The sequence below is a fragment of the Streptomyces sp. 8N706 genome (assembly GCF_052245415.1).
GTDB lineage: Bacteria > Actinomycetota > Actinomycetes > Streptomycetales > Streptomycetaceae > Streptomyces.
On sequence record NZ_JBQQBW010000116.1, the window covers coordinates 1 to 19,881 of the forward strand.

14 protein-coding genes and 1 pseudogene are annotated in these 19,881 nt (G+C 71.9%); 3 read left to right on the top strand and 12 right to left on the bottom strand.

Translation table 11 applies throughout. From position 1 onward, the window contains the following. On the bottom strand, positions 1 to 1,790 hold a 1,790-nt coding region (locus ACTWQE_RS28840; RefSeq protein WP_443332007.1), incomplete at its 3' end, for a PHP domain-containing protein. A 591-nt stretch (positions 1,791 to 2,381) separates the two neighbouring features. Here ACTWQE_RS28840 and ACTWQE_RS28845 point away from each other — a divergent pair. Continuing rightward, entirely contained in the window at positions 2,382 to 2,819 is a 438-nt protein-coding gene (locus ACTWQE_RS28845; RefSeq protein WP_443332008.1) for a subtilase-type protease inhibitor, read from the top strand. A 234-nt stretch (positions 2,820 to 3,053) separates the two neighbouring features. Here ACTWQE_RS28845 and ACTWQE_RS28850 read toward each other — a convergent pair whose 3' ends face one another. The 9 genes and pseudogenes from ACTWQE_RS28850 to ACTWQE_RS28890 form a co-directional block, all read right to left on the bottom strand. Next, the gene (locus tag ACTWQE_RS28850; RefSeq protein WP_443332009.1) at positions 3,054 to 4,133 is read right to left on the bottom strand and encodes a S1 family peptidase; all 1,080 of its coding nucleotides are present in this window, start codon (positions 4,131 to 4,133) and stop codon (positions 3,054 to 3,056) included. Between the two features lie 425 nt (positions 4,134 to 4,558). Then, positions 4,559 to 5,737, bottom strand: a complete 1,179-nt coding sequence (locus tag ACTWQE_RS28855; protein ID WP_443332010.1) for an SPFH domain-containing protein — start codon at positions 5,735 to 5,737, stop codon at positions 4,559 to 4,561. A gap of 258 nt (positions 5,738 to 5,995) precedes the next feature. Further along, the gene (locus ACTWQE_RS28860) at positions 5,996 to 6,898 is read right to left on the bottom strand and encodes a S1 family peptidase (RefSeq protein ID WP_443332011.1); all 903 of its coding nucleotides are present in this window, start codon (positions 6,896 to 6,898) and stop codon (positions 5,996 to 5,998) included. 454 nt (positions 6,899 to 7,352) lie between these two features. Continuing rightward, positions 7,353 to 7,526, bottom strand: coding sequence for a hypothetical protein (locus tag ACTWQE_RS28865; protein ID WP_443332012.1), 174 nt, complete (start codon positions 7,524 to 7,526; stop codon positions 7,353 to 7,355). Positions 7,527 to 7,536: 10 nt separating this feature from the next. Continuing rightward, a pseudogene (locus tag ACTWQE_RS28870) lies at positions 7,537 to 8,855 on the bottom strand (NtaA/DmoA family FMN-dependent monooxygenase). Beyond that, positions 8,852 to 9,874 (bottom strand): LLM class flavin-dependent oxidoreductase, encoded by a 1,023-nt coding sequence (locus ACTWQE_RS28875; protein ID WP_443332013.1) that lies wholly within the window; start codon positions 9,872 to 9,874, stop codon positions 8,852 to 8,854. Before ACTWQE_RS28875 ends, ACTWQE_RS28870 begins: the two are co-directional and overlap by 4 nt. A 231-nt stretch (positions 9,875 to 10,105) precedes the next feature. Beyond that, positions 10,106 to 11,977: an FAD/NAD(P)-binding protein gene (locus tag ACTWQE_RS28880; protein ID WP_443332014.1), complete on the bottom strand. Its 1,872-nt coding sequence runs from the start codon at positions 11,975 to 11,977 to the stop codon at positions 10,106 to 10,108. After that, positions 11,974 to 12,249, bottom strand: a complete 276-nt coding sequence (locus ACTWQE_RS28885) for a hypothetical protein (RefSeq protein WP_443332015.1) — start codon at positions 12,247 to 12,249, stop codon at positions 11,974 to 11,976. The genes ACTWQE_RS28880 and ACTWQE_RS28885 overlap by 4 nt, the downstream gene beginning before the upstream one ends. A gap of 551 nt (positions 12,250 to 12,800) precedes the next feature. Next, on the bottom strand, positions 12,801 to 14,036 hold the full coding sequence (locus tag ACTWQE_RS28890; RefSeq protein WP_443332016.1) for a DUF5685 family protein: 1,236 nt from the start codon (positions 14,034 to 14,036) through the stop codon (positions 12,801 to 12,803). A gap of 276 nt (positions 14,037 to 14,312) precedes the next feature. Here ACTWQE_RS28890 and ACTWQE_RS28895 point away from each other — a divergent pair, with 276 nt between their 5' ends. Continuing rightward, entirely contained in the window at positions 14,313 to 14,747 is a 435-nt protein-coding gene (locus ACTWQE_RS28895) for a cell division protein SepF (RefSeq protein WP_443332017.1), read from the top strand. Positions 14,748 to 14,863: 116 nt separating this feature from the next. On the opposite strand, the gene ACTWQE_RS28900 is transcribed toward ACTWQE_RS28895, so the two are convergent. Beyond that, positions 14,864 to 16,057: an acyl-CoA dehydrogenase family protein gene (locus tag ACTWQE_RS28900; protein ID WP_443332018.1), complete on the bottom strand. Its 1,194-nt coding sequence runs from the start codon at positions 16,055 to 16,057 to the stop codon at positions 14,864 to 14,866. 183 nt (positions 16,058 to 16,240) lie between these two features. Further along, positions 16,241 to 17,938 (bottom strand): MFS transporter, encoded by a 1,698-nt coding sequence (locus ACTWQE_RS28905; RefSeq protein ID WP_443332019.1) that lies wholly within the window; start codon positions 17,936 to 17,938, stop codon positions 16,241 to 16,243. Between the two features lie 582 nt (positions 17,939 to 18,520). On the opposite strand from ACTWQE_RS28905, the gene ACTWQE_RS28910 reads away from it, so the two are divergent. After that, positions 18,521 to 19,570: a phosphatase PAP2 family protein gene (locus ACTWQE_RS28910; protein ID WP_443332020.1), complete on the top strand. Its 1,050-nt coding sequence runs from the start codon at positions 18,521 to 18,523 to the stop codon at positions 19,568 to 19,570. The last annotated feature ends 311 nt before the right edge of the window (positions 19,571 to 19,881 follow it).

Here is a 19,881-nt window from a genome sequence, read left to right on the forward strand (position 1 = left end):
TCGGCGACCGCGTGTGCCATCGCGGACTGCATCCGCACCCCGAGGACGTCCAGCTTGAGCAGCCCCAGGTCCTCGACGTCGTCCTTGTCGAACTGCGACATCGGGAAGCCGTCGCCACTCGCGACGACGGGAGTGCGGTCGTGCAGTGAGGCGTCGGACAGCAGCACCCCACAGGGGTGCATGGCGATTCCGCGCGGCAGCGCGTCGAGCGCCTCCACCAGCTCCCACAGCCGGCCGTGCCGGTCCTGCTCGGCGGCGACCGCGCGCAGCTCGGGCAGTTCGGCGAGCGCGGCGCGGGCGTCGCGGGCGCGGATGTGCGGGAAGGACTTCGCGAGCCGGTCGGTGTCCGCCGGATCCATGCCGAGAGCGGCGCCCACGGCCCGGATGGCGTGCCGGACCCGGTAGGTCTCGGGCATGGCGACGGTGGCGACCCGCTCCGCACCGAAGCGGTCGAAGATCGCACGGTAGACGTCGAGGCGGCGGGCGGACTCGACGTCGATGTCGATGTCGGGCAGCACGCGCCGCTCCCTCGAGAGGAAGCGCTCCATCAGCAGGTCGTGCTCCACGGGGTCGGCGTGCGCGATGCCGAGGAGGTGGTTGACGAGCGAGCCGGCGCCGGAGCCGCGGGCGGTGACCCGGATACCGAGCGCGCGGGTGTCGTCGACGACCTGGGCGACGGTGAGGAAGTACGAGGCGAAGCCGTGGTACTCGATGATGTCCAGTTCCTCGTGCAGCCGCTCCCAGCGCTTCCGGTCACGGTCGTAGCCGCGCAGCACCATGGCGGCGGCGCACCGGCCGCGCAGGGTGCGGTCGGCGGTGCGCCGCTCCGCCCCCACCAGACGCGGCTCGGGGAAGTGCACGCTGCCCAGCCCGAGGTCGTCCTCGGGATCGACCCGGCACTCGGCGGCGGTTCGCCGCGTCTCCTCCATCAGGCGGTGCGCGGTGTCCCTCCGGAAGCCCGCGGCCTCCGCGATCCGTTCGGCGACGAGGGCCATGTCCGGCTCGCCCTTGAGCCAGCGCTCGCCGCTGTCGAGCGTCTCCGGCCTGCGCGGATCGATGGGTACGAGGCGGCGCGCGGCGTCCAGTACGTCGGCGACCGGGCCCTGCCGGGGGTCGGCGTAGCGCACGGCGTTGGTCAGCACGGCCGGTACGCCCTGGTCCATGGCGAAGCCGACGGTACGGGCGGCGAGCCGCAGCGAACCCGGGCCGGTGCCGGCGCGCCCGTGGTGCGCCGCCTCCAGCCGGAGCGCGTCGCCGTACATTTCCCGCCATGGGGCGAGCAGTCGCGCGGCGCGGTCGGGGCGGCCCGCGGCGAGGGCGCGGCCGATCCCGGAGTCGGGGCCGAGCAGCACGGTCAGCCCGCTACCGGCGGACTTCTCGAGGTCGGAGTGGTCCAGGGCGGGCTGCCCGGCGCCGCCCGCGTGGGCGGCCGAGACCAGTCGGCACAGCGCGGCCCAGCCGGTGGCTCCGTCCCGCGCGAGGAAGACCGCCCGGGGTGCGGACTCGTCGATGAACGCCCCGCCGCGCACCGGCGTACGCCTGCGTTCTGTGCGCTCGCCGCCGTCCCCCGGCCGCTCCCTCACGGCCAGCCCGGCGCCGAACAACGGTCGTACGCCGACCGCGGCACACGCCTTGGCGAACCGGACCGTCCCGGCGAGGGTGTCCCGGTCCGCCAGCGTGATGGCGTCCATGCCCCGCTCCGCGGCGCGTTCGGCGAGCCGCTCCGGGTGCGCGGCGCCGTAGCGCATGGAGAACCCGGAGACGGTGTGCAGATGCGTGAACCCGGACACCCGCACCTCCCGCAGCTCTCCCCCCTGGCCGAAACCTTTCCGTCCTCTCCTCCCACCATAGACCACACTTCGAACATTCGTACGAGCAGTTCGAGCGGCTCTCCAGGCGGCCCACCCCGGTCACGCGATCGGCCTTCCGCCGACCGCGGGGAATGCCCGCCGTCGGCGGCCGCACAGCCATGGATCTTCCGCACCCGGTGCAGCGAGGGGCGGCGAACGGACCCGGCCCGGGAGGCCGCCGAGGGGATCGCCGTCCCGGGACGCCCTCGACAAGGCCGCACAAATCGATCCGACGGCGACACGCCGACGCGAAGCGTCGCTTTCCGGCCGAGCTGACCCGGGGGCGAAGGGGCGCTACTCAGCGTTTGCACACGTCAGAGGCGTGTTTTTACTTGAAGCAGGAATTTTCGTCCATATTCTGGACACCGCTTCGACCCGCCGCACACAGCCTCCGACCTGCCCGAATGTACATTCGGGCACTATGTGTGCGTGAATCACGACCAGAAGTGACCGTTGGATGTGCGTTCACCGTTCGCTTGAGCAAGACTCCCGTCCGGCATCTGCACCCCCGAAACAAGAGGAGCATGCGACATGCGGTACACCATTGGGGCGTTAGGGGCGGCCGCCGCCCTGGCCGTCGGCTGCCTGGCGAGCACCACCGCTGTGGCACACGCCCAGAGCGGGGAGGAGAGCCGGCTGTACGCACCCTCGGCGCTGATACTCACCGTCGGCAAGGGCGAGGACGCGGCGACCGCCGCCGTGCAGCGAGCCGTAACGCTGCGCTGCACCCCCCGGCCCGGCGGCGATCACCCGGCCCCGGCCGAGGCGTGTACGCAACTGCGCGCAGTGAACGGCGAGTTCGCGGCGCTGACCGACACGGCCGGCTCCGGAACCGTGTGCACCAGAATCTGGGACCCGGTCGTCGTCACCGCCGAGGGAGTCTGGGAGGGGCGCCGGGTGTCCTGGACGCACACCTTCGCCAACCAGTGCGTGCTGGACGGGACCCAGGGGAGCGTCTTCTCCTTCTGAGCCCTTCTGAGCCCTTCCGGTCCTTCCGGTCTTCCGGCCCTGCCGGGACCGGCCGGTCCGCCCCGGCTCTTCTGCGTTCCTCCGCGCCCCTGAGTCCGTCCGAGAGCGTTCGAGTCTCCCCGTGAACGTCCAAGGGGCGCGCCGCGACCGGGTCCGTGGGGGGCCCGGCCGCGCAGACGCCGGCCCCGGCACCGTCGACGGTGCCGGGGCCGGCGGTATACCACCGCTGCCGCGTCAGCCGATCTCCGCTCCGAACGCCTCGAGCGCCTCCGGCACCGGCTGGAAGAAGGTCGTACCGCCCGAGGAGCAGTCCCCGCTGCCGCCGGAGGTCAGCCCGACCGCCGTGTCACCGGCGAAGAGCGAGCCGCCGCTGTCACCCGGCTCGGCGCAGACCGTGGTCTTGATCAGACCCTCGACCGTGCCCTCGGAGTAGTTGACGGTCTCGTTGAGGCCGGTGACCTCGCCGTCCTGCACCTGCGTGGTGCTGCCACTGCGCTGCACCTTCTGCCCGACGGTCGCCTCGCCCGCCTTGGCTATGGACTGGGTGCTGCCGTTGTAGAGGTCCACCGCGCTGGGGTGCTGCGTACTGCCCGAGTACTTCACCAGTGCGAAGTCATTGCCGGGGAACTGCGAGTCCTGCATCGTGCCGATCGCGGTGCCGCCCGCGGACTCGGACCACTCACTCCCCTTCTTCCCGCAGTGCCCCGCGGTGATGAAGGCCGACTCCCCGCCCACGGTCACATTGAAGCCGAGGGAGCAGCGGCCACCGCCACTGTGGATGGCATCGCCGCCGGCGATGAAGGTCCGGTACTCACCGGCGGTTCTCTCGAGCTCGACCTTGCTTCCGAGGCCGTCGACCACCGTGTTGAGACGGTTGAGCGCGGCGCCCTTGACCGTGCGGTCGGCCGTCACGACCACCTTGTTCGACCGCGGGTCGACGGACCACGAGGTGCCCGGGATGGTGGCCTTGTCAGCCAGGGTCTCCCGGGCGGAGTTCAGCTCGGAGAGCGTGTGCTGGACGATCTTCGCCACGGCACCCTTGGCGCGGACCTTATCCGCGGCCGCCTTGTCCACGACATTGACCACGAGCTTCTTGGCCTCGGTGTCGTAGTACGAGCCCGCGGTGTCGGCACCCAGGTCGGAGGCGACCTGCGAGGCCAGCTTCGTGGCCGCCGGTGCCGACAGAAGCTCCGGGCTCGGGGCGGGGGCGGGGGACGCGTCGGCGTTCTGCAGGGTCAGCGCCGCGGCGACGGCCGCCGCCACTCCCGCTCCCGCGATCGCCGTGCGCCGCTTGGTGATCCGTCGGTGCTTCAAGTCACGACCTCCAGTGGGGGGTTGGGCCCTGCTGTGGGGAGCATGGGGCCCGGAGGATGTACGTACGTGCGTACACAGAGAACGGGCCACCCCAAGGGCGGCCGCGTCCATGCCAATCGGCGCCGCCGAGTATGCCCAGGGGCCCGGGTGGCGCACAAGGTCGAGTTCAGGTCGTGTGTACGAAAACACAAGTGCGCCCCCTCACGGGGGCGCAGTTGGGGCGTGTGGGCCATCTTCGGGGATCAGCCCGGGGCGTCAGAGGCAGGGGCACTCCCCCAGGCGTCGCGGGCCGACAAGATTGCCCGGACGCACGCCCCAAGATGGTCCGAGTCTCCTCACCGAGCGCAGGCGACGCACGCCATACCGGTCAGGAGCGGACAGATATGATCACGCCGCGCGCTGACGGCCTTTCCGCTTCCGGGGTTCTACCGCGGAGGGTCGGCGGCCGGGCGGCCACCATCGGCGCGGGCCTCGCCCCGCGCCGCGGAACGGACGCCCTCGGCGGGCGATCCTGCGGGGGCAGGAGCGGCCTCACCGCCCGGTACGGACTCACCCCCCGGTACGGACTCGGCAGCCGGTGCCGCGTCAGCGGACGGAGCGGGAGCCCCGCCGGCCGGAACCGGCGGCACGGCCTCAGCGGACGGCTGGGCCTCGGCCGACGGCTCGGCCACAGCCGGCGGCACGGCCTCAGCAGGCGCTACGGGTCCGGCAGGCCCCGCTTCCCCGGAGGCGCCGGCTCCCTGGGGAACCGAAGCCGGGGTCGCGGTGGCCGCGGCAGGTGCGGCTCCGGGCTCCGGCGTCCGCGGCGGCGGCGAAACCTGCGGAGGGGCCGCGGCGTACGGCCCCTGCTGGGCCCGCTCGAGGAACCGCAGCAGCTCCACCGGGAAGGGCAGCACCAGCGTGGAGTTCTTCTCGGCCGCCACCGCCACCACCGTCTGCAGCAGCCGCAGTTGGAGCGCGGACGGCGTGGCGGCCATCTGCTGGGCCGCCTCCGCCAGCTTCTTCGACGCCTGGAGCTCCGCGTCGGCGTTGATCACCCGGGCGCGCCGCTCACGGTCGGCCTCCGCCTGGCGGGCCATCGACCGCTTCATCGTCTCGGGCAGCGACACATCCTTGATCTCGACCCGGTCGACGGTCACCCCCCAGCCGAGGGCCGGGCTGTCGATCATCAGCTCCAGCCCCTGGTTGAGTTTCTCCCGGTTGGAGAGCAGATCATCCAGCTCGCTCTTACCGATGATCGACCGCAGCGAGGTCTGCGCCATCTGCGAGACGGCGAAACGGTAGTCCTCGACCTGGACGACGGCGTCCGCGGCGTCCACGACCTTGAAGTAGACGACGGCGTCGACGCGCACGGTCACATTGTCCCGGGTGATGCCCTCCTGGCCCGGCACCGGCATGGTGACGATCTGCATGTTCACCTTGCGCAGCCGGTCCACGATCGGAACGATCATGGTGAAGCCCGGTTCGCGCACATGGGGGAGCAGTCGTCCGAGGCGGAGAACGACCCCGCGCTCGTACTGCTTCACCACACGTGCCGCGGCCAGGCCGTACACCGCGCCGCAGGAGAGCAGCGCGGCTCCCGCTGTCACGAGCTCCTCGACCATCACGGCCTCCCGCCCGTACGTATCGCGAACAATGCCCTTTATGTGCCTTGATACCCATATGGGTGCTGGTATCCACGATAATCCCGTGCCGTAACGGCCGGGAGAGCCGCGAGCGCGGCTGAGCCCCCGCCCTGTGCACCGGGCGGGGGCTCAGCCGCTGCCTGCTTCAGGCCTCCGAGGTGGAGCGGAGGCAGGGAAGGGCAGGGGTGGAGCGAAGGGCGATGTGGAGCGGAGGGGACGACGCACCGGCCGCTCGGATCAGTAGACGCTCACGCCGTACGCGCTCAGCGCTTCGGTGACCGGCTGGAAGAAGGTCGTCCCGCCGGAGGTGCAGTCCCCGCTGCCGCCGGAGGTCAGGCCGACGGCCGTGCTGCCCGAGTAGAGAGGGCCGCCGCTGTCGCCCGGCTCGGCGCACACATTGGTCTGGATCATGCCGTAGACGACATCACCGCCGCCGTAGTTGACGGTGGCGTTCAGCGCGGTGACGGTCCCGCCGTGAATGCCGGTGGTGCTGCCGCGGCGGGTGACGGACATCCCGACGGTGGCGTTGGCGGCGGAGGTGATGTCCTGGCTGCCGACGGTGCCGGGGTGGCTGATCGAGCTGTTGGTGTACCGGACCAGACCGTAGTCGTTGACGGGGAAGCTCGAGCCGGCGGTCGGGCCGATGACGGTGGTGCGGGACGAGTTGGTGTACCAGTTGCCGGCGCCGTCGGTGCAGTGGCCGGCGGTCAGGAAGTAGTACGTGCTGCCGCTGCGCACATTGAAGCCGAGCGAGCAGCGCCAACTGTCGGCGTAGATGGCGTCCCCGCCGGAGAGAAGCTTGCGGATCTTGCCTGCGGTGCGTTCGATACGGATCGCGCCGGCGTTGGCGCCGGCTTCCCGTTTGATCTCCTCGATGTCGGCGGGCGAGACCGTGCTGTCGGCGGTGACGACAAGGGCGTTGGTCGCCTTGTCGACATACCAGGCAGTGCCCGCCACATCGGCGGCGCGTACCGCGTCGCCCGCGTCGGAGAGCTGCGCTGCGCTGTAGATGGGGGTAGGGGGCTCGGCGTTGGCGGACGGTACCGCGAGAGCCGAGACGGCCAGGAGTCCGGAGGCCACGGCGATCAGCCGCGCGCGTCTCGCAATGCCGCTGTGGGGGGTGATGCGCTTGATCCTCACTTCTTCCTCCAGTGGGGAATCGGGGGTCCGCTTGGGTGGGCAGGCCCGTGAGGCGCAGCCAGCGAGCACTCCGGATTCCGGATACGACGTGCCCCTGACAAGCGCTGGGGGGAGTATTCGGCCGCCGGGCCCCGGGCCGCAAGGGCGCCTTTCGGCCGTGATGCGCGCATGCCGAAACGCCCCGGCGGCCGGGTGCCGCCGGGGCTGCGCGCTGCCCGGCCCGCGCTCGGACGGATCGGCGGGCCCAGGGATTCCGCTCCCCCGCCGGGACAGCGGAGGAGTGGGTGTTCCCGCGCGGGGGGAACGGGTGGAGACCCGTCGCGACACAGGACGACCGGCAGTCGCTCCCGGTGCCCCCGGTGCGGGCCGACGGGCCCGTCGCTGTCCTCGCCCTGCCGGGCATCACCGTCGAGCGGTGGTCCGTCGACGGTCGGATCCTCCTCGGCGTCCGTGCTCAGCACGGCCCCGCCGCCCTTCTCCGGTCACCGGCAGCGATGTCCGGAATCTGCCCCTCCAAGCGAGTGATGCGGTAAAGCGGGGACAGCACGAACAGCGGGCCGTACGGCGCCGGGACCGTTTCGGCGCGTTGTACGCGCCGCACCGCCCACTGCTGTGCGTCATCGCTCATGCCGTGCCTCTCAGCGCCGGGGAGAGCCCTCCCTCACGGGCTCGCGAAGTCCGAGGTGTTCGCGCAGCGTCGCACCTTCGTATGCCGTTCGGAACGCGCCGCGCTCTTGAAGCCGCGGCACCACCCGGTCGACAAACTCATCGAGCCCACCCGGGGTGAGATGTGGTACGAGGATGAAGCCGTCCGCCGCGTCCGTCTGCACGAACGCGTCCAGCTCCGCGGCGACCGACTCCGGTGTCCCGATGAAGGACTGCCGCCCGGTCGTCTCGAGGACCGTCTGCCGGATGGACAGCCCCTTCGCCTCCGACAGGGCCCGCCACTGAGCGGCGACGGCGAGCGGGTCGGCGATCCGGACCCTCCCCTGCACGAGCTGCGCGCCCGGGTCCGGGTCGATGTCGGGCAGCGGCCCGTCCGGGTCGTACCCGCTCAGATCACGGCCCCAGATCTGCTCGAGGGCGAGCAGGGCGTTCTGCGGGGAGACCTGCCGGCGGCGGATCTCGGCGGCCCTCTCCTGGGCCTCGGCGGCGGTGTCGCCGAGCACGACGGTCACCCCCGGCATGATCTTGAGGTCGTCGGGGTGGCGTCCGTACGCGGCCAGCCGCTTCTTGACGTCGGCGTAGAAGGCCCGGCCCGCTTCGAGGGTGCCGTGGCGGGTGAAGATCACATCCGCGGCGGAGGCGGCGAACTCCCGCCCCTCACCGGAGTCCCCGGCCTGGATGACGACGGGATGCCCCTGCGGGCTGCGCGGCACGTCGAAGGTGCCCTCGACGGAGAAGTGCTCGCCGTGGTGCGCGAAGGGGCGCGGCAGGCCGTCGGGCGTCCAGGAGTCCCAGAGCTCCCGGGCCGTGGCGACGAACTCGGCGGCGCGGGTGTAGCGGTCGGCCCGGTCCAGATAGCCGCCGCGCCGGCTATCTGGAAGTTCTCCCCGGTGAAGGCGTCGGAGGAGGTGACGACGTTCCACGCGGCGCGGCCCCCGCTGAGGTGGTCGAGGGAGGCGAGGCGGCGAGCCAGCTCGTACGGCTCGTTGAAGGTGGCGTTGACCGTGGCGGCCAGGCCCAGCCGGTCGGTGACGGCCGCCAGGGCGTTGAGCACGGTGATCGACTCGGGCCGGCCGACCACGTCGAGGTCGTGGATACGGCCCTTGTGCTCGCGCAGCCGCAGCCCCTCGGCGAGAAAGAAGAAGTCGAAGAGACCGCGCTCGGCCGTACGCGCCAGATGTTCGAAGGAGGAGAAGTCGATCTGGCTGCGGGCACGGGGATCGGCCCAGACCGTGGTGTTGTTGACACCGGGAAAGTGGGCAGCGAAACGTATCTGCTTACGGATGGTCATGCTGTGGCCCCCCGGTCGCGTACATAGCGGTTGGCCGGGCGCGCCAGCTCCAGGTGCTCCCTGAGCGTGGTTCCCGGATAGAAGCGGCGGAGCAGATTGCGGTGCTGGAGTACGGGCACGGTGCCGTCGACGACCAGCGCGAGGTCACGGCGGGCGTCGGTCGGCCGCAGATGGAAGCCGTCGGCGGCCCCCGCCGCGTACCAGTCCCCGATCAGGTCGGCCAGCCCCACGGCGTCGGCGGTCGTGCGCAGTTCGATGGGCAGTGAGACGAGGACGGACGGGCGGCCGGGGTCCCGGCCGTGTTCGCGGGCCCGTTCGCGCAGGTCCTCACGGGCGTCCCGGGCCGTTTCGGGGTCCTCGGCCCGCAGCAGGACGACGTCGGCATGGCGGGCGGCGGTCTCCCGCCCGGGACCGCTGGTGCCGTCGACGACGACGACCGGGTGGCCCTGGGGCGGGCGCGGCACGATGGAGGGCCCGCGGACGCTGAAGGACGGGCTCTCGAAGTCGACATAGTGCAGCTTGTCGCGGTCGATGAAGCGGCCTGTCGGTATGTCGCGGATCTCGGCGCCGTCCTCCCAGCTGTCCCACAGCCGGGCGGAGACATCGGCGACATCGCCCGCCTCCCGCCACAGCGCCTCGGCCGGGGCGGCCGGACGCCGGCCGAACAGCCGCGCCTCGGCCTCGGACTCCGACACCCCGACGGCCCAGCCGGCGCGGCCGCGGCTCACCCAGTCGAGTGTGGCGAGCGCGGTGGAGACATGGAACGGCTCGGTGTGGGTCGTGGTGACGGTCGGCACGAGCCCGATCCGCTCGGTGGCGGGGGCCACACGGGCGAGCACGGCGAGCGCGTCCAGCCGTCCCCGCCCTTCCGCGGGCGGGGCGAAGGTGTCGTCGAGGGTGACGAAATCCAGCGTGCCGCGCTCGGCGAGGCGGGCCAACTCCACGTAAGGGGAGGCTTCGTACTGTCCCGCACCGTCGATGGCGGCTGCCAGATGGAGGGGACGGTTTGGTCCGGGCATGGTCATCCTTTTGAGGGGGGTGGCGGTGGGGTTCTCCCCGCCGGGGGGCGTGGCCCCACGGCGCGGAGAACCCCGTTACAGGACGGGCGGTTCCTGCCTGGTCCTCGGTGGTGTGTCGGCGAGGGGATCGCTGGTCAGGGACATCGGTTTCGTTCCTTGTTCCGGTGCACCCGGCACGGGCGGGCAGAGGGGCGGGACAACGGTGGGCGGCGCTCAGGCGCAGGACGGCGCTCAGGCGCAGGACCGCACCTCGGTTGGGGCGCGACAGGAGAGGTCGCACAGGAAGGCGAGGACGGCCCGCGCGGTCGCGTCGTTCTGCCGGAAGGCGGGCGCGTTCGTACGCGGCCGGGCGAAGGCTCCGGAGGCGCGGGCGTCGGTGTGCGGACCGATCGCGAAGCGCCGGGGGTGCGCGCGTCCGGAGCGGTCCAGGGTGCGGGCGTCATCGGGGCTGACCGCGAGCAGTCCGGCGGGGGTCGCGGCCGCGCCGTCCTCGTACAGCGCCCTCAGCACCCCGTCCCGGGAGCGGGCCACGGACGGCTCGGGCAGCCGGGCCTCGACCAGCGCCCGGGCCTCCACCGACGCCCCCGGCACGGCGGCGGAGGTGGCGCGGAAGACCCGGCGTACGGGGTCCATGGTGACCGCGGTGTCCGCCCCGAGGAAGCGCACGACTCCTGCGCGGGAGAGCGCGAGGAGCTGCCGCAGCCGGGGCCCCGGAGGCCCGGAGGCGAGATGGCTGAAGAAGCCGTGCCACCAGCCGCCGAGGTCGCCCAGCCGGATCAGCTGCCCGTAGACGGACAGCAGTCCGAGGAAGACCGCGAGGTCGGGGCTGTGGTCCGGATCGTGACGGCGGTCGAGGTCGGCCTCGATATAGCCGCGCAGGCCGTCCTGGAACGCGTCGGAGGTGGGGAAGCGCCGGCCCGCCAGGGGATGGTCGAGCGCGTCGAGATCGAGCCGGTCGGCGGGATCGGGTACGGAGGCCGCGACGAGGGCCTGGAGCTCCGCGCTGCCCGGCTCGCAGGCGGCGTACTTCTCCTCGAAGTCGGGCCAGTTGGCACGGGTGCGCGCGGGGTGGGCGGTGAACAGCCGGTGATAGTGGGCAAAGCCCAGCTCCTTCTCCACGAGCGGCCGGACGTCACGGCGGAAGTCCAGCGGTGCCGGGCGGCGCAGCAGCGCGTCGGTCTCGGCGGGGCCGAAGAAGCGGGGCAGCGGGGGCCGTTCGCCCCGGAGGGTGTAGCCGATCTTGGAGTGGTACGGGACGCCCCGGCGCGAGCCGACGTGCAGTACGGGTTCGCGGCCGGAGGGGTGGTAGCTGAGCCGCCCGGTGGCGTCCTCCGTGTACCGGCCGCCGCGCCCCTCGGTGAGCAGCACCATCAGATCGATGAAGGCCAGCCCGAAACCCCGGACGATGACCGGTTCGGCGGGCCGCAGTACGGACAGATCGCTGTCCGCGGTGAACTCGGGCGGCAGATGGACCAGGCCATGGGCAGCCGCGAAGCCGGCCAGCGCCCGCTGCTCCTGGTCGGGTTCGGCGTCGAGGTGTCCGAGGGCCAGGACGACGGTGTCGGTGAGGAGCGGCTCGGTCCGGCCTTCCAGCCAGACCCGCTGGCGTCCGTCGCGCGGGCCGGTGACGCACAGGGCCCGCCGCCGGTGCTCGCGGAGGGTGACCCGTGACGGCAGAGCGGCCGCCGAGTGCTCGTACACCCAGCCGAGATAGGCGCTCTGGAGCCGTCGGGTGGCGAAGCTCTGCGGGGTCAACTCCTCGACTTCCGAAATCAGTTCGGGATCGAGGACGACGGGCAGCGTCCCCGCGCGGATGCCGACGGCCCACTCGGCGAGCGAAGGGCCGGGCCGCAGGGGGCCTGCGCGCTCGACGGTGTCGTCGGTGAACATGGTGACGTCCTCGGCCATGGAGTTCATCCACAGCAGCGGGGACTGGTCGCGGCGCCAGATACGGCCGCCGCCGGGCGGGTGGGGGTCGACCAGATGGATGTCGAGCCGTCCGGAGGCGTAGACCTCGGGCAGGTTGGCGGCGATCCGCTCCAGCAGGCCCGTGCCGCGCGGCCCGGCGCCGACGATCACCACGGACGGCGTCGGCGCGGTCATCGGGCGCCCGCCGTGCCGCGTGCATGACCGAGGCCGCGCAGCACTGCGGTGGAGGTGAAGTCATCGCCGACCACGGCCCATGGGAAGGCCTCATTGCGGACAACGGAGTTGACCGCCATGGCGAGGAGCACGAGCACCGCGGTGGCGGCGGTCCACTGTCCGGTACGGCGGACGGGCACGATCCGCGGCTGCGCGTCCCGGGCGGACGCGGCGACGGGGGTGGGGGTGGAGGTGGAGGTGGAGGTGGGGAGAGTATCCGGTTGCGCGGACATGCGAAGGCTCCGTGGATGCTTTCAGATCGAGCACGGGTGGCAGATGCCTTCACAACACAGCACCGGAACCGCGCCCCTCAGCACGTCCGGAACCTTGAGGCTATGCGGACTGTACGGCCTGTTGTCAAGGCTGTCCGCAGAGTGAGCCGTACGGGCAACGCAGTTGACGCGGAAACGGATGCCTGTTCCACTGAGGCCATGTATTCATGGCAGCGGCTGGTCACCCGCAACCACATCGACTTCGGTCGGGTGTGGTCGTCGTCCTGTTCGAGCTGACCCCCTGTCTGTGAGCTGAGCCTGCCCCTCCCGGGACTTTGTCCGGGGTCTTCGGGCACGGCCGCCTCCCCGCGCATGTCCTCCACGCCTTCACGCAGCCCTCTGCTTTCCCCTCCCCTCGCTGCACCGCTGTTCCGCAGTGCCCCGGCTCTTCCGGTTCCCCCTGCTCTCCCTGTTCACCTGTGCCTTCGGCCTGCGTCAGCCATCGACAGGTCGCGGATCAGCCCACCGGACTCAGGTGACGTGTTCGTCGCCGGTCAGCGCTCCCCCGCCGATCAGCAGTCGCAGCCACAGCACTCGCAGCAGTCGCAACAGTCACACTTCTGGCACCATCCCTCGCGCTTCTTGTTCCGCTTCCAGGGGTCGTCGTACTCCTTCCGGCAGCACACCTGGCAGGTACAGAACAGGCCGAGCCAGACGGCACAGCCGGCGACGAGGCTCCGCTTGCGGGGGTTCGGCGGCCCGGGCTGAGGTCCGTACGGGCCGCCCGGTCCTCCCGGTGCCCCCGGACCGGCGGGGCCTCCTCCGCCGTAAGGGTTCCCTCCGCCGTACGGATTCCGCGGATCGTGGGGCGGCTGCCCGGTGCCGCCCCGCCCGTACGGCGGTTGCGGGGCGTACGGACCACCCCCGCCGGACCCGTGCGAGCAGGACACCCCGAAGGCACGGTCGACCGACCGCTTCAGTTCATGGGCGAGAAGGACATGCGCCAGCTTGCCGGCCTCCTCCCCCGCGAAGGTGACCTCCCGCAGGGCGAGCCGCACACCGTGCACGGCGTCGTCGCACAGCCGCCGTACCTCCGCCGGATCGGTGCCGGTCGCGGCGATGGGGTTCCAGGCTCCGGACGCCGCGTCGTCCGCGAGATCCTCCACCGCGTCCAGCAGATGGGCCAGTCGGCCGAAGAGCCGGCCGGCCTCCTCCAGAGGGGCGATATTGCCGGGCCGCCCGGCGAGCACGGCCGTATGGGCGAAGGCCGCCGCGGTCGCGGTCTCGGTGGGCTCGGTGACCAGCAGCAGCGAGGTCCCGGCACCGGCCGCGGTCTCGATCCCGGCCTGCCGGTCGACCGCGTCGACCAGGAGGGCGGTGTCGAAGCCGAGGTCCGCTCCCGTACGCGCCCCGGCGCGGTCCCACCGCGCCGCCACCCGGCGCGCCGCCGCGGCGACCGGACGACGGCCCAGCAGACCGTCCCCGTCCGCGACATGGTCACGCACCTTCGCCGACGCCAGAACGAGAGAGACGGTGGCGGCCAGCCGCGCCCCCTCGCCCCGGGCCACGGAGGCCGTACGCATCCCGCGCAGCGGACAGGGCCCGGCGGTGCGCCGCCAGTCGCCCGAGCTCCCGGACTGCGCCTCGGCGAGCACGGACACGATCAGGCCGTCGTAGTTGGTGGCGACCCGGGCGAACTGGCCGTGATCACCGCGCAGGGCCAGGCACAGTCCGCACAGATGGGCCATCCATTGCGTCCGCAGCCCCTCCGACAACCGGTGCCGGCATGGCCTGACTATTCCGAACAACGCTCCCCCTGCACATACGTTCCACCACTCAGGGCATGTTAGCGATCGTGCCGATCACCCGGACGACCCCCGCGTCACCCGTCCGGGGAGGTGTTTTTCCGCTACCACCCCGTCAGTAACCGTACGCAGGGGGAACCCTGATTCCTCACCACCCGTTGTGCACCAGTACCGTCACGAAACCTCTGTGCGGGGTCTATTCGCTTGGCGCAGCATCCGCATCATGGACGACCATAGAGAGGCGGACAGCAGAGACCGCGTGTGAGAGAGGAGGCGTCCATGGGATCGGTGCGCAAGGCGAGTGCCTGGCTGGGCCTCGTCGATGACAACGATGACGACCGCTACTACGACGACGACTACGCCGAGGGGCCCGAGCCCGGCGACGCCTGGGTGACCGACCCGCGGGTCCGGGTGGCCGACGAGGCCGCGCAGGAGCAGGGCACCCGTATCGCCACGGTCACCCCCGACAGCTTCCGGGACGCCCGGGGAGTCGGCGAGCTCTTCCGCGACGGCGTCCCGGTCATCGTCAACCTGACCGGTATGGAGCCCTCCGACGCCAAGCGCGTGGTGGACTTCGCGGCCGGGCTGACCTTCGGGCTGCGTGGCTCCATCGAGCGGGTCGCCACCCGCGTCTTCCTGCTCACGCCGGCCGATTACCAGGTGGTGAGCGGCGAGACCGGCCACCGTAGCGACGGATTCTTCAACCAGAGCTGAGGCGGGACCGCTCATCGGCCACCTCTCACCGATGCGTGTCCGCCCCGCCGCTCCGCGGTTCGCCTCCGGGCCCTGTCCTGCCGGTCATCGGCCGGACAGGGCGCAGCGAGGAGATCTCAGTCCCCGCGGAAGGCATCCAGCCCGGTGAGCGCCTTGCCCAGCACCAACTGGTGCATCTCCACGGTGCCCTCGTAGGTGAGCACCGACTCCAGATTGGTGGCGTGCCGCATCACGGGGTACTCCAGCGAGATCCCGTTGGCGCCCAGGATCGTCCGCGCGGTACGGCAGATCTCGATCGCCTCCCGCACATTGTTGAGCTTGCCGAAGCTGACCTGCTCGGGGCGCAGCCGTCCCGCGTCCATCCGCTGCCCCAGGTGGTGCGCGAGCAGGATGCCCTTGTGCAGCTCGACGGCCATGTCCGCGAGCTTGGCCTGGGTGAGCTGGAAGCCGCCGATCGGCCGGCCGAACTGCTCACGCGTCCGCGCGTAGTCGAGCGCGGCCTCGAACGATGCACGCGCGGCGCCCATCGCGCCCCACACGATGCCGTACCGGGCGTGGCTCAGACAGCTGAGCGGGCCACGGAGCCCGGTGACCTCGGGCAGGACGGCGTCGCCCGGCACCCGCACCTCGTCCAGGACCAGTTCGCTCGTGACCGAGGCACGCAGGGACCACTTGTGCTTGATCTCGGGCGCGGAGAAGCCCGCGGTGCCGGTGGGTACGACGAAACCGCGGATGCCGTCCTCGGTCTGCGCCCACACGACCGCCACGCCGGCCACCGAGCCATTGGTGATCCACATCTTGCGGCCCGTGAGGACCCAGTCGGAGCCGTCACGCTTGGCGTAGGTACGCATTCCGGCCGGGTCGGAGCCATGGTCCGGCTCGGTCAGTCCGAAGCAGCCGATGATCTCCCCGGCCGCCATCCCCGGCAGCCACCGCTGCTTCTGCTCCTCGGACCCGAAGCGGTGGATGGCGTACATCGCGAGGGAGCCCTGCACGGAGACCAGGGAGCGGATGCCGGAGTCGGCGGCCTCCAGTTCGAGGCAGGTAAGGCCGTACTGCACGGCGCTCGCGCCCGCGCAGCCATAGCCCTCGAGGGACATCCCGAGCGCGCCCAGGGAGCCCAGCTCGCGGGCGAGGTCACGGATGGCGGGCAGCTCGCCGCGCTCGTACCAGTCGGCGATGTCCGGCAAGACGCGGTCGGCGGCCCACTGGCGTACGGTGCGGCGCACCGCCAGATCCTCGTCGCTGAGCAGGTCGTCGAGCCCGAGCGGGTCGCCGGGGTCGAACGGCGGCATGCGTACTGCGGACATCGGTTTCGGCCTCCGGCGGTAAGGCTCCGCGGCGGCTCGCGCCGGGCGCGGTGATCATCCCGTTCGAGGGCGACGCTACGGTGGCGTAACCCGTGGCGTCCACCCCTGGTACCAGCGGTTCCGTCACGGACTCCGGCACAGCGGTCGGACCGCCGGAGCCTCGGGATCACCGAGCGGTGGGCGTCAGCCGGAGGAGTCGGCGCCGACCGTCTCGCGGCCACGGTTCTGCTGGCCGGGGACTCCGTCCACGGGGCGGCCGGCCCCGGAGCCCTTGTTCGAGCGCTCACCCGGCTGTCCGGGGACGTCGTGACGCTCGCCGCACTCCATGACCCGTGGTAGCCGCAGCGCGGCGAAGGCGCCGAGCAGCAGCAGTACGGCACTCACCACGAGCGTGACATGCAGGCCGTGCACGAAGGAGTGGCGGGCGGCGGCACGCAGCGCGCTGCCACCGGGGCCGTCGAGGCGGGCCGCCACCTCGTAGGCCTCGCCGAGCGAGTGCCCCGCCGCTCTGCCCGCCGCGGACGGCACACCGGGCACCGACGCCACCCCCGGCGCGTACGCCGCGTTCATGACGCTGCCGAGCAGCGCGATGCCGATGCCCGCCCCGAGCTGGTAGGACGTCTCGCCGATGGCGGCCGCGCCACCGGCCTCGGCGGCGGGTGCGTCGCTCAGCATGGACTCGTACGCGCCGAAGAGTGTGGTCTCGAGGCCGAAGCCGAGCAGGACGAGCGCCGATGTCAGCAGCCACGGCCGGTCGTACTGGCCCATGAGCGTCAGCGAGAGCACGGCTGCGGCGGTGAGCGCGAAGCCGCAGGCGACCATGGCGCGGGGGCCGAACCGCTGGAGCATACGGCTGCCGAGCAGCCCGGCCGCCATCGCGGCCACGGTCAGCGGCACCATGCGCAGCCCGGTCTCCAGCGGGGAGAACCCGAGGACCAGCTGGAGGTACTGGGTGGCGATCAGCTCCAGACCGACCAGCGCCAGCATGCCCAGGACGATGCAGCCCACGGAGGTGCCGAAGGCGGGCCGGGCGAACATCCGCAGGTCCACCAGGGGGTGCTGACGGCGGCGCTGGCGGCGGATGAAGAGGGCGAGCAGCCCGGCCCCGGCGAGCAGCGGTACGAGGGTGGCGGGGTGGAGCACGGCCTCCCCGCCACCTGCCCGCTTCACGCCCAGGACGGCGCCGAAGAGGCCGAACGCGGCCATCAGCGCGCCCAGGACGTCCCAGGGGCCGTCGCGGTCGCCGGTGGACTCGGGCAGCAGCCAGCGGCCGACCGGCAGGCAGACCGCCATCAGCGGGATGTTGATGAGGAAGACCGAGCCCCACCAGAAGTGCTCGAGGAGGAAGCCGCCGAGCAGCGGGCCCACGGCGGCGCCGACGGCGGCGACCGCGCTCCAGATGCCGATGGCGAGAGCGCGTTCACGCCGGTCGGGGAAGACCTGCCGGAGGATCGACAGCGTGGCAGGCATGATCATCGCGCCGCCGATGCCGAGCACGGCGCGGGCGGCGATGAGGACGTGCGGGCTGTCGGCGCAGGCGGCGAGGGCCGAGGCCACGCCGAAGAGGGCGTAGCCGAGCAGCAGGACGCGGCGGCGCCCGACCCGGTCGCCCAGGGTGCCGAAGAGGATGAGGAGGGAGGCGGCAACGAGTGGGTAGGCGTCGACGATCCACAGCAGCTCGATCGAGCCGGGGCGGAGGTCCTCGCTCACGGCGGGCACGGCCACGTGCAGCACGGTTGCGTCGAGCGCGACGAGCAGCAGGCTGACGCAGAGGACCACCAGCACGGCCCAGCGGTTGGTACCGCCGTCGCCACCCCTGCCGCGCCGATGCCGAGGAACGTCCGCCGCCCGTTGGTCTCGGGCCGTGGTCGTTCCGGACATGTACGCACCTCCCAGGCTTGCGCTCGCGTCGGCGGGCCCCGGAGGGACTGCGGTCCCGGCAGGCCCGGCGTCGAACAGCGAGTGAATCGTCAGGGTACGCGAAGCCGGGCGGCCGAAGCGTGCCCCGGCTCACCTTTGTCAATGACGACACGTGGTGTTCGCCACGCGCATGCGTACCGAGCATCACGCTCAGGTGAGCATCGATGGCACAACGTGATCGCTGGAGCAGGCCCGTCGGCAGGCCGCCGGGAAGGGATCACCCCGACGGGCCCGGCCGCGATTTCACACGACGAAGAGCCAGGTCATAACCTTGATCACGCCTCGGCGGAGGCTTCCCCGGCGCTCCGGAAATGCCCCGTTCACAACCGTACGGAGAATTTCCGGCCACATGTAGGTAAACACCTCCCGCCAACCCGGAGAGAACGCCGGATAAAAGCTCGGAGAAATTCATCCGGCCGTTGCTCGGGTTTTGCTGGAAGGACGGGAATTCAGGCGTCTGTGAGACCGACTCCACATCACATCGTCATCACAAACCCGCTGGTTCGACCGGGTGACCCGCTCACCCCCTGTAACGTCGATTGAGTGCGTACCGACCAAATCTTCGCCCGACTGGAGCAGGAGCCGGAGCGACCCAGCAACCGCGATGTCCCGCGGATGAGCCGAACGCGCACGGTGTTGTTCGGCTCCGCCGTGTGGTTCTACGGGGCCATCGTCGCGGCTGTTTTCGTGAGCGACCACCTCGTCCGCCTGGACTGGCAGGTGATGCTCTTCCGGCCGTACAAGCAGTGGCCGGACCTCCACGCCTTCCTCGACTACTTCGTGGTGCTGGGGCAGCGCGGCCCCACCGCGGTTCTGGTCGCCGCGTGGCTGGGCTGGAGATCCTGGAGACAGCGCACGCTCCGCCCCCTGCTCACGCTGGGTGTGGCGCTGCTTCTGCTCAATATCACCGTGGGGGCGGTGAAGTACGGCCTCGGCCGGCTCGGTCCGCACTACGCGACGACCGTCGGTTCCGCCGAAATGTGGAAAGGCGGGGACATATTTCCCTCGGGTCATACGGCCAATGCCGTGGTGACCTGGGGCATTCTGGCTTATCTCGCGACGACTCCACGGGCCCGCCGGGTACTGTCCGTGGTCGCCGCTGTCTTCGCGCTCGGTGTCGGCGCGACCACCGTCTACCTCGGTACGCACTGGGTCAGCGATGTGCTGCTCGGCTGGGCCGCGGGGCTGGTGGTACTGCTGGCACTGCCCTGGTTCGAGCCGGCCATCGCCTGGGTCGAGTACTGGATCCTCACCGTCCGGGACCGGTTCAGCGGAGGCGGCGCTCTCGACCCGCTGCCACTCCCGCCGGTCGGCGCCCAGAGCCCGCTGGTCACGACGCGCACCGGCCCGCCGAGGCAGCCGGCCCACGAGCTCGAGCCCGTGGGGGCGGGCAGCGCACGCACCGCCGCGGCCGGGCCCCAGGCCGGACGGGGCACCGAGCCCCGGCCGCACCACCCACCGCGCCCCCATACCACCCGGTCCGAGCGCACGCCGGTCACTCCGACCGGCAGCCGCAGACCGCCGCACTCGGACCGTGCGACGCGGACGGCTCCGCTGGGTCCGGCCACCCAGCGCGGACGGGCGGGCGGCTGACGCCTCCCGCAGCTGCGGGGACGGTACGCACAGACTCAATCCCCGCACCGCTACGGCCCCGGCACTCCGCCGGGGCCGTTGTCGTAACCCGCCCCGCCGCGCGCTCCGGTCCCGTCCGGTCCGGCTCTCGTCCTGCCCCCGCCCGGCTCCTGCACCTCTGCCCAGGTCCCACCCCGCTCTCCTTCGGTCCTCCGGCCTTGCCCCGGCCGCTCCCCGGATCCGGCCCGTACCACCTCTTCCGCCCCGGTCCGTTCCGGGCCGGGGCGCTCTCCCCCCCGGTCCGCCCGGTCTCGCGTCCGGTCTGGGTCACT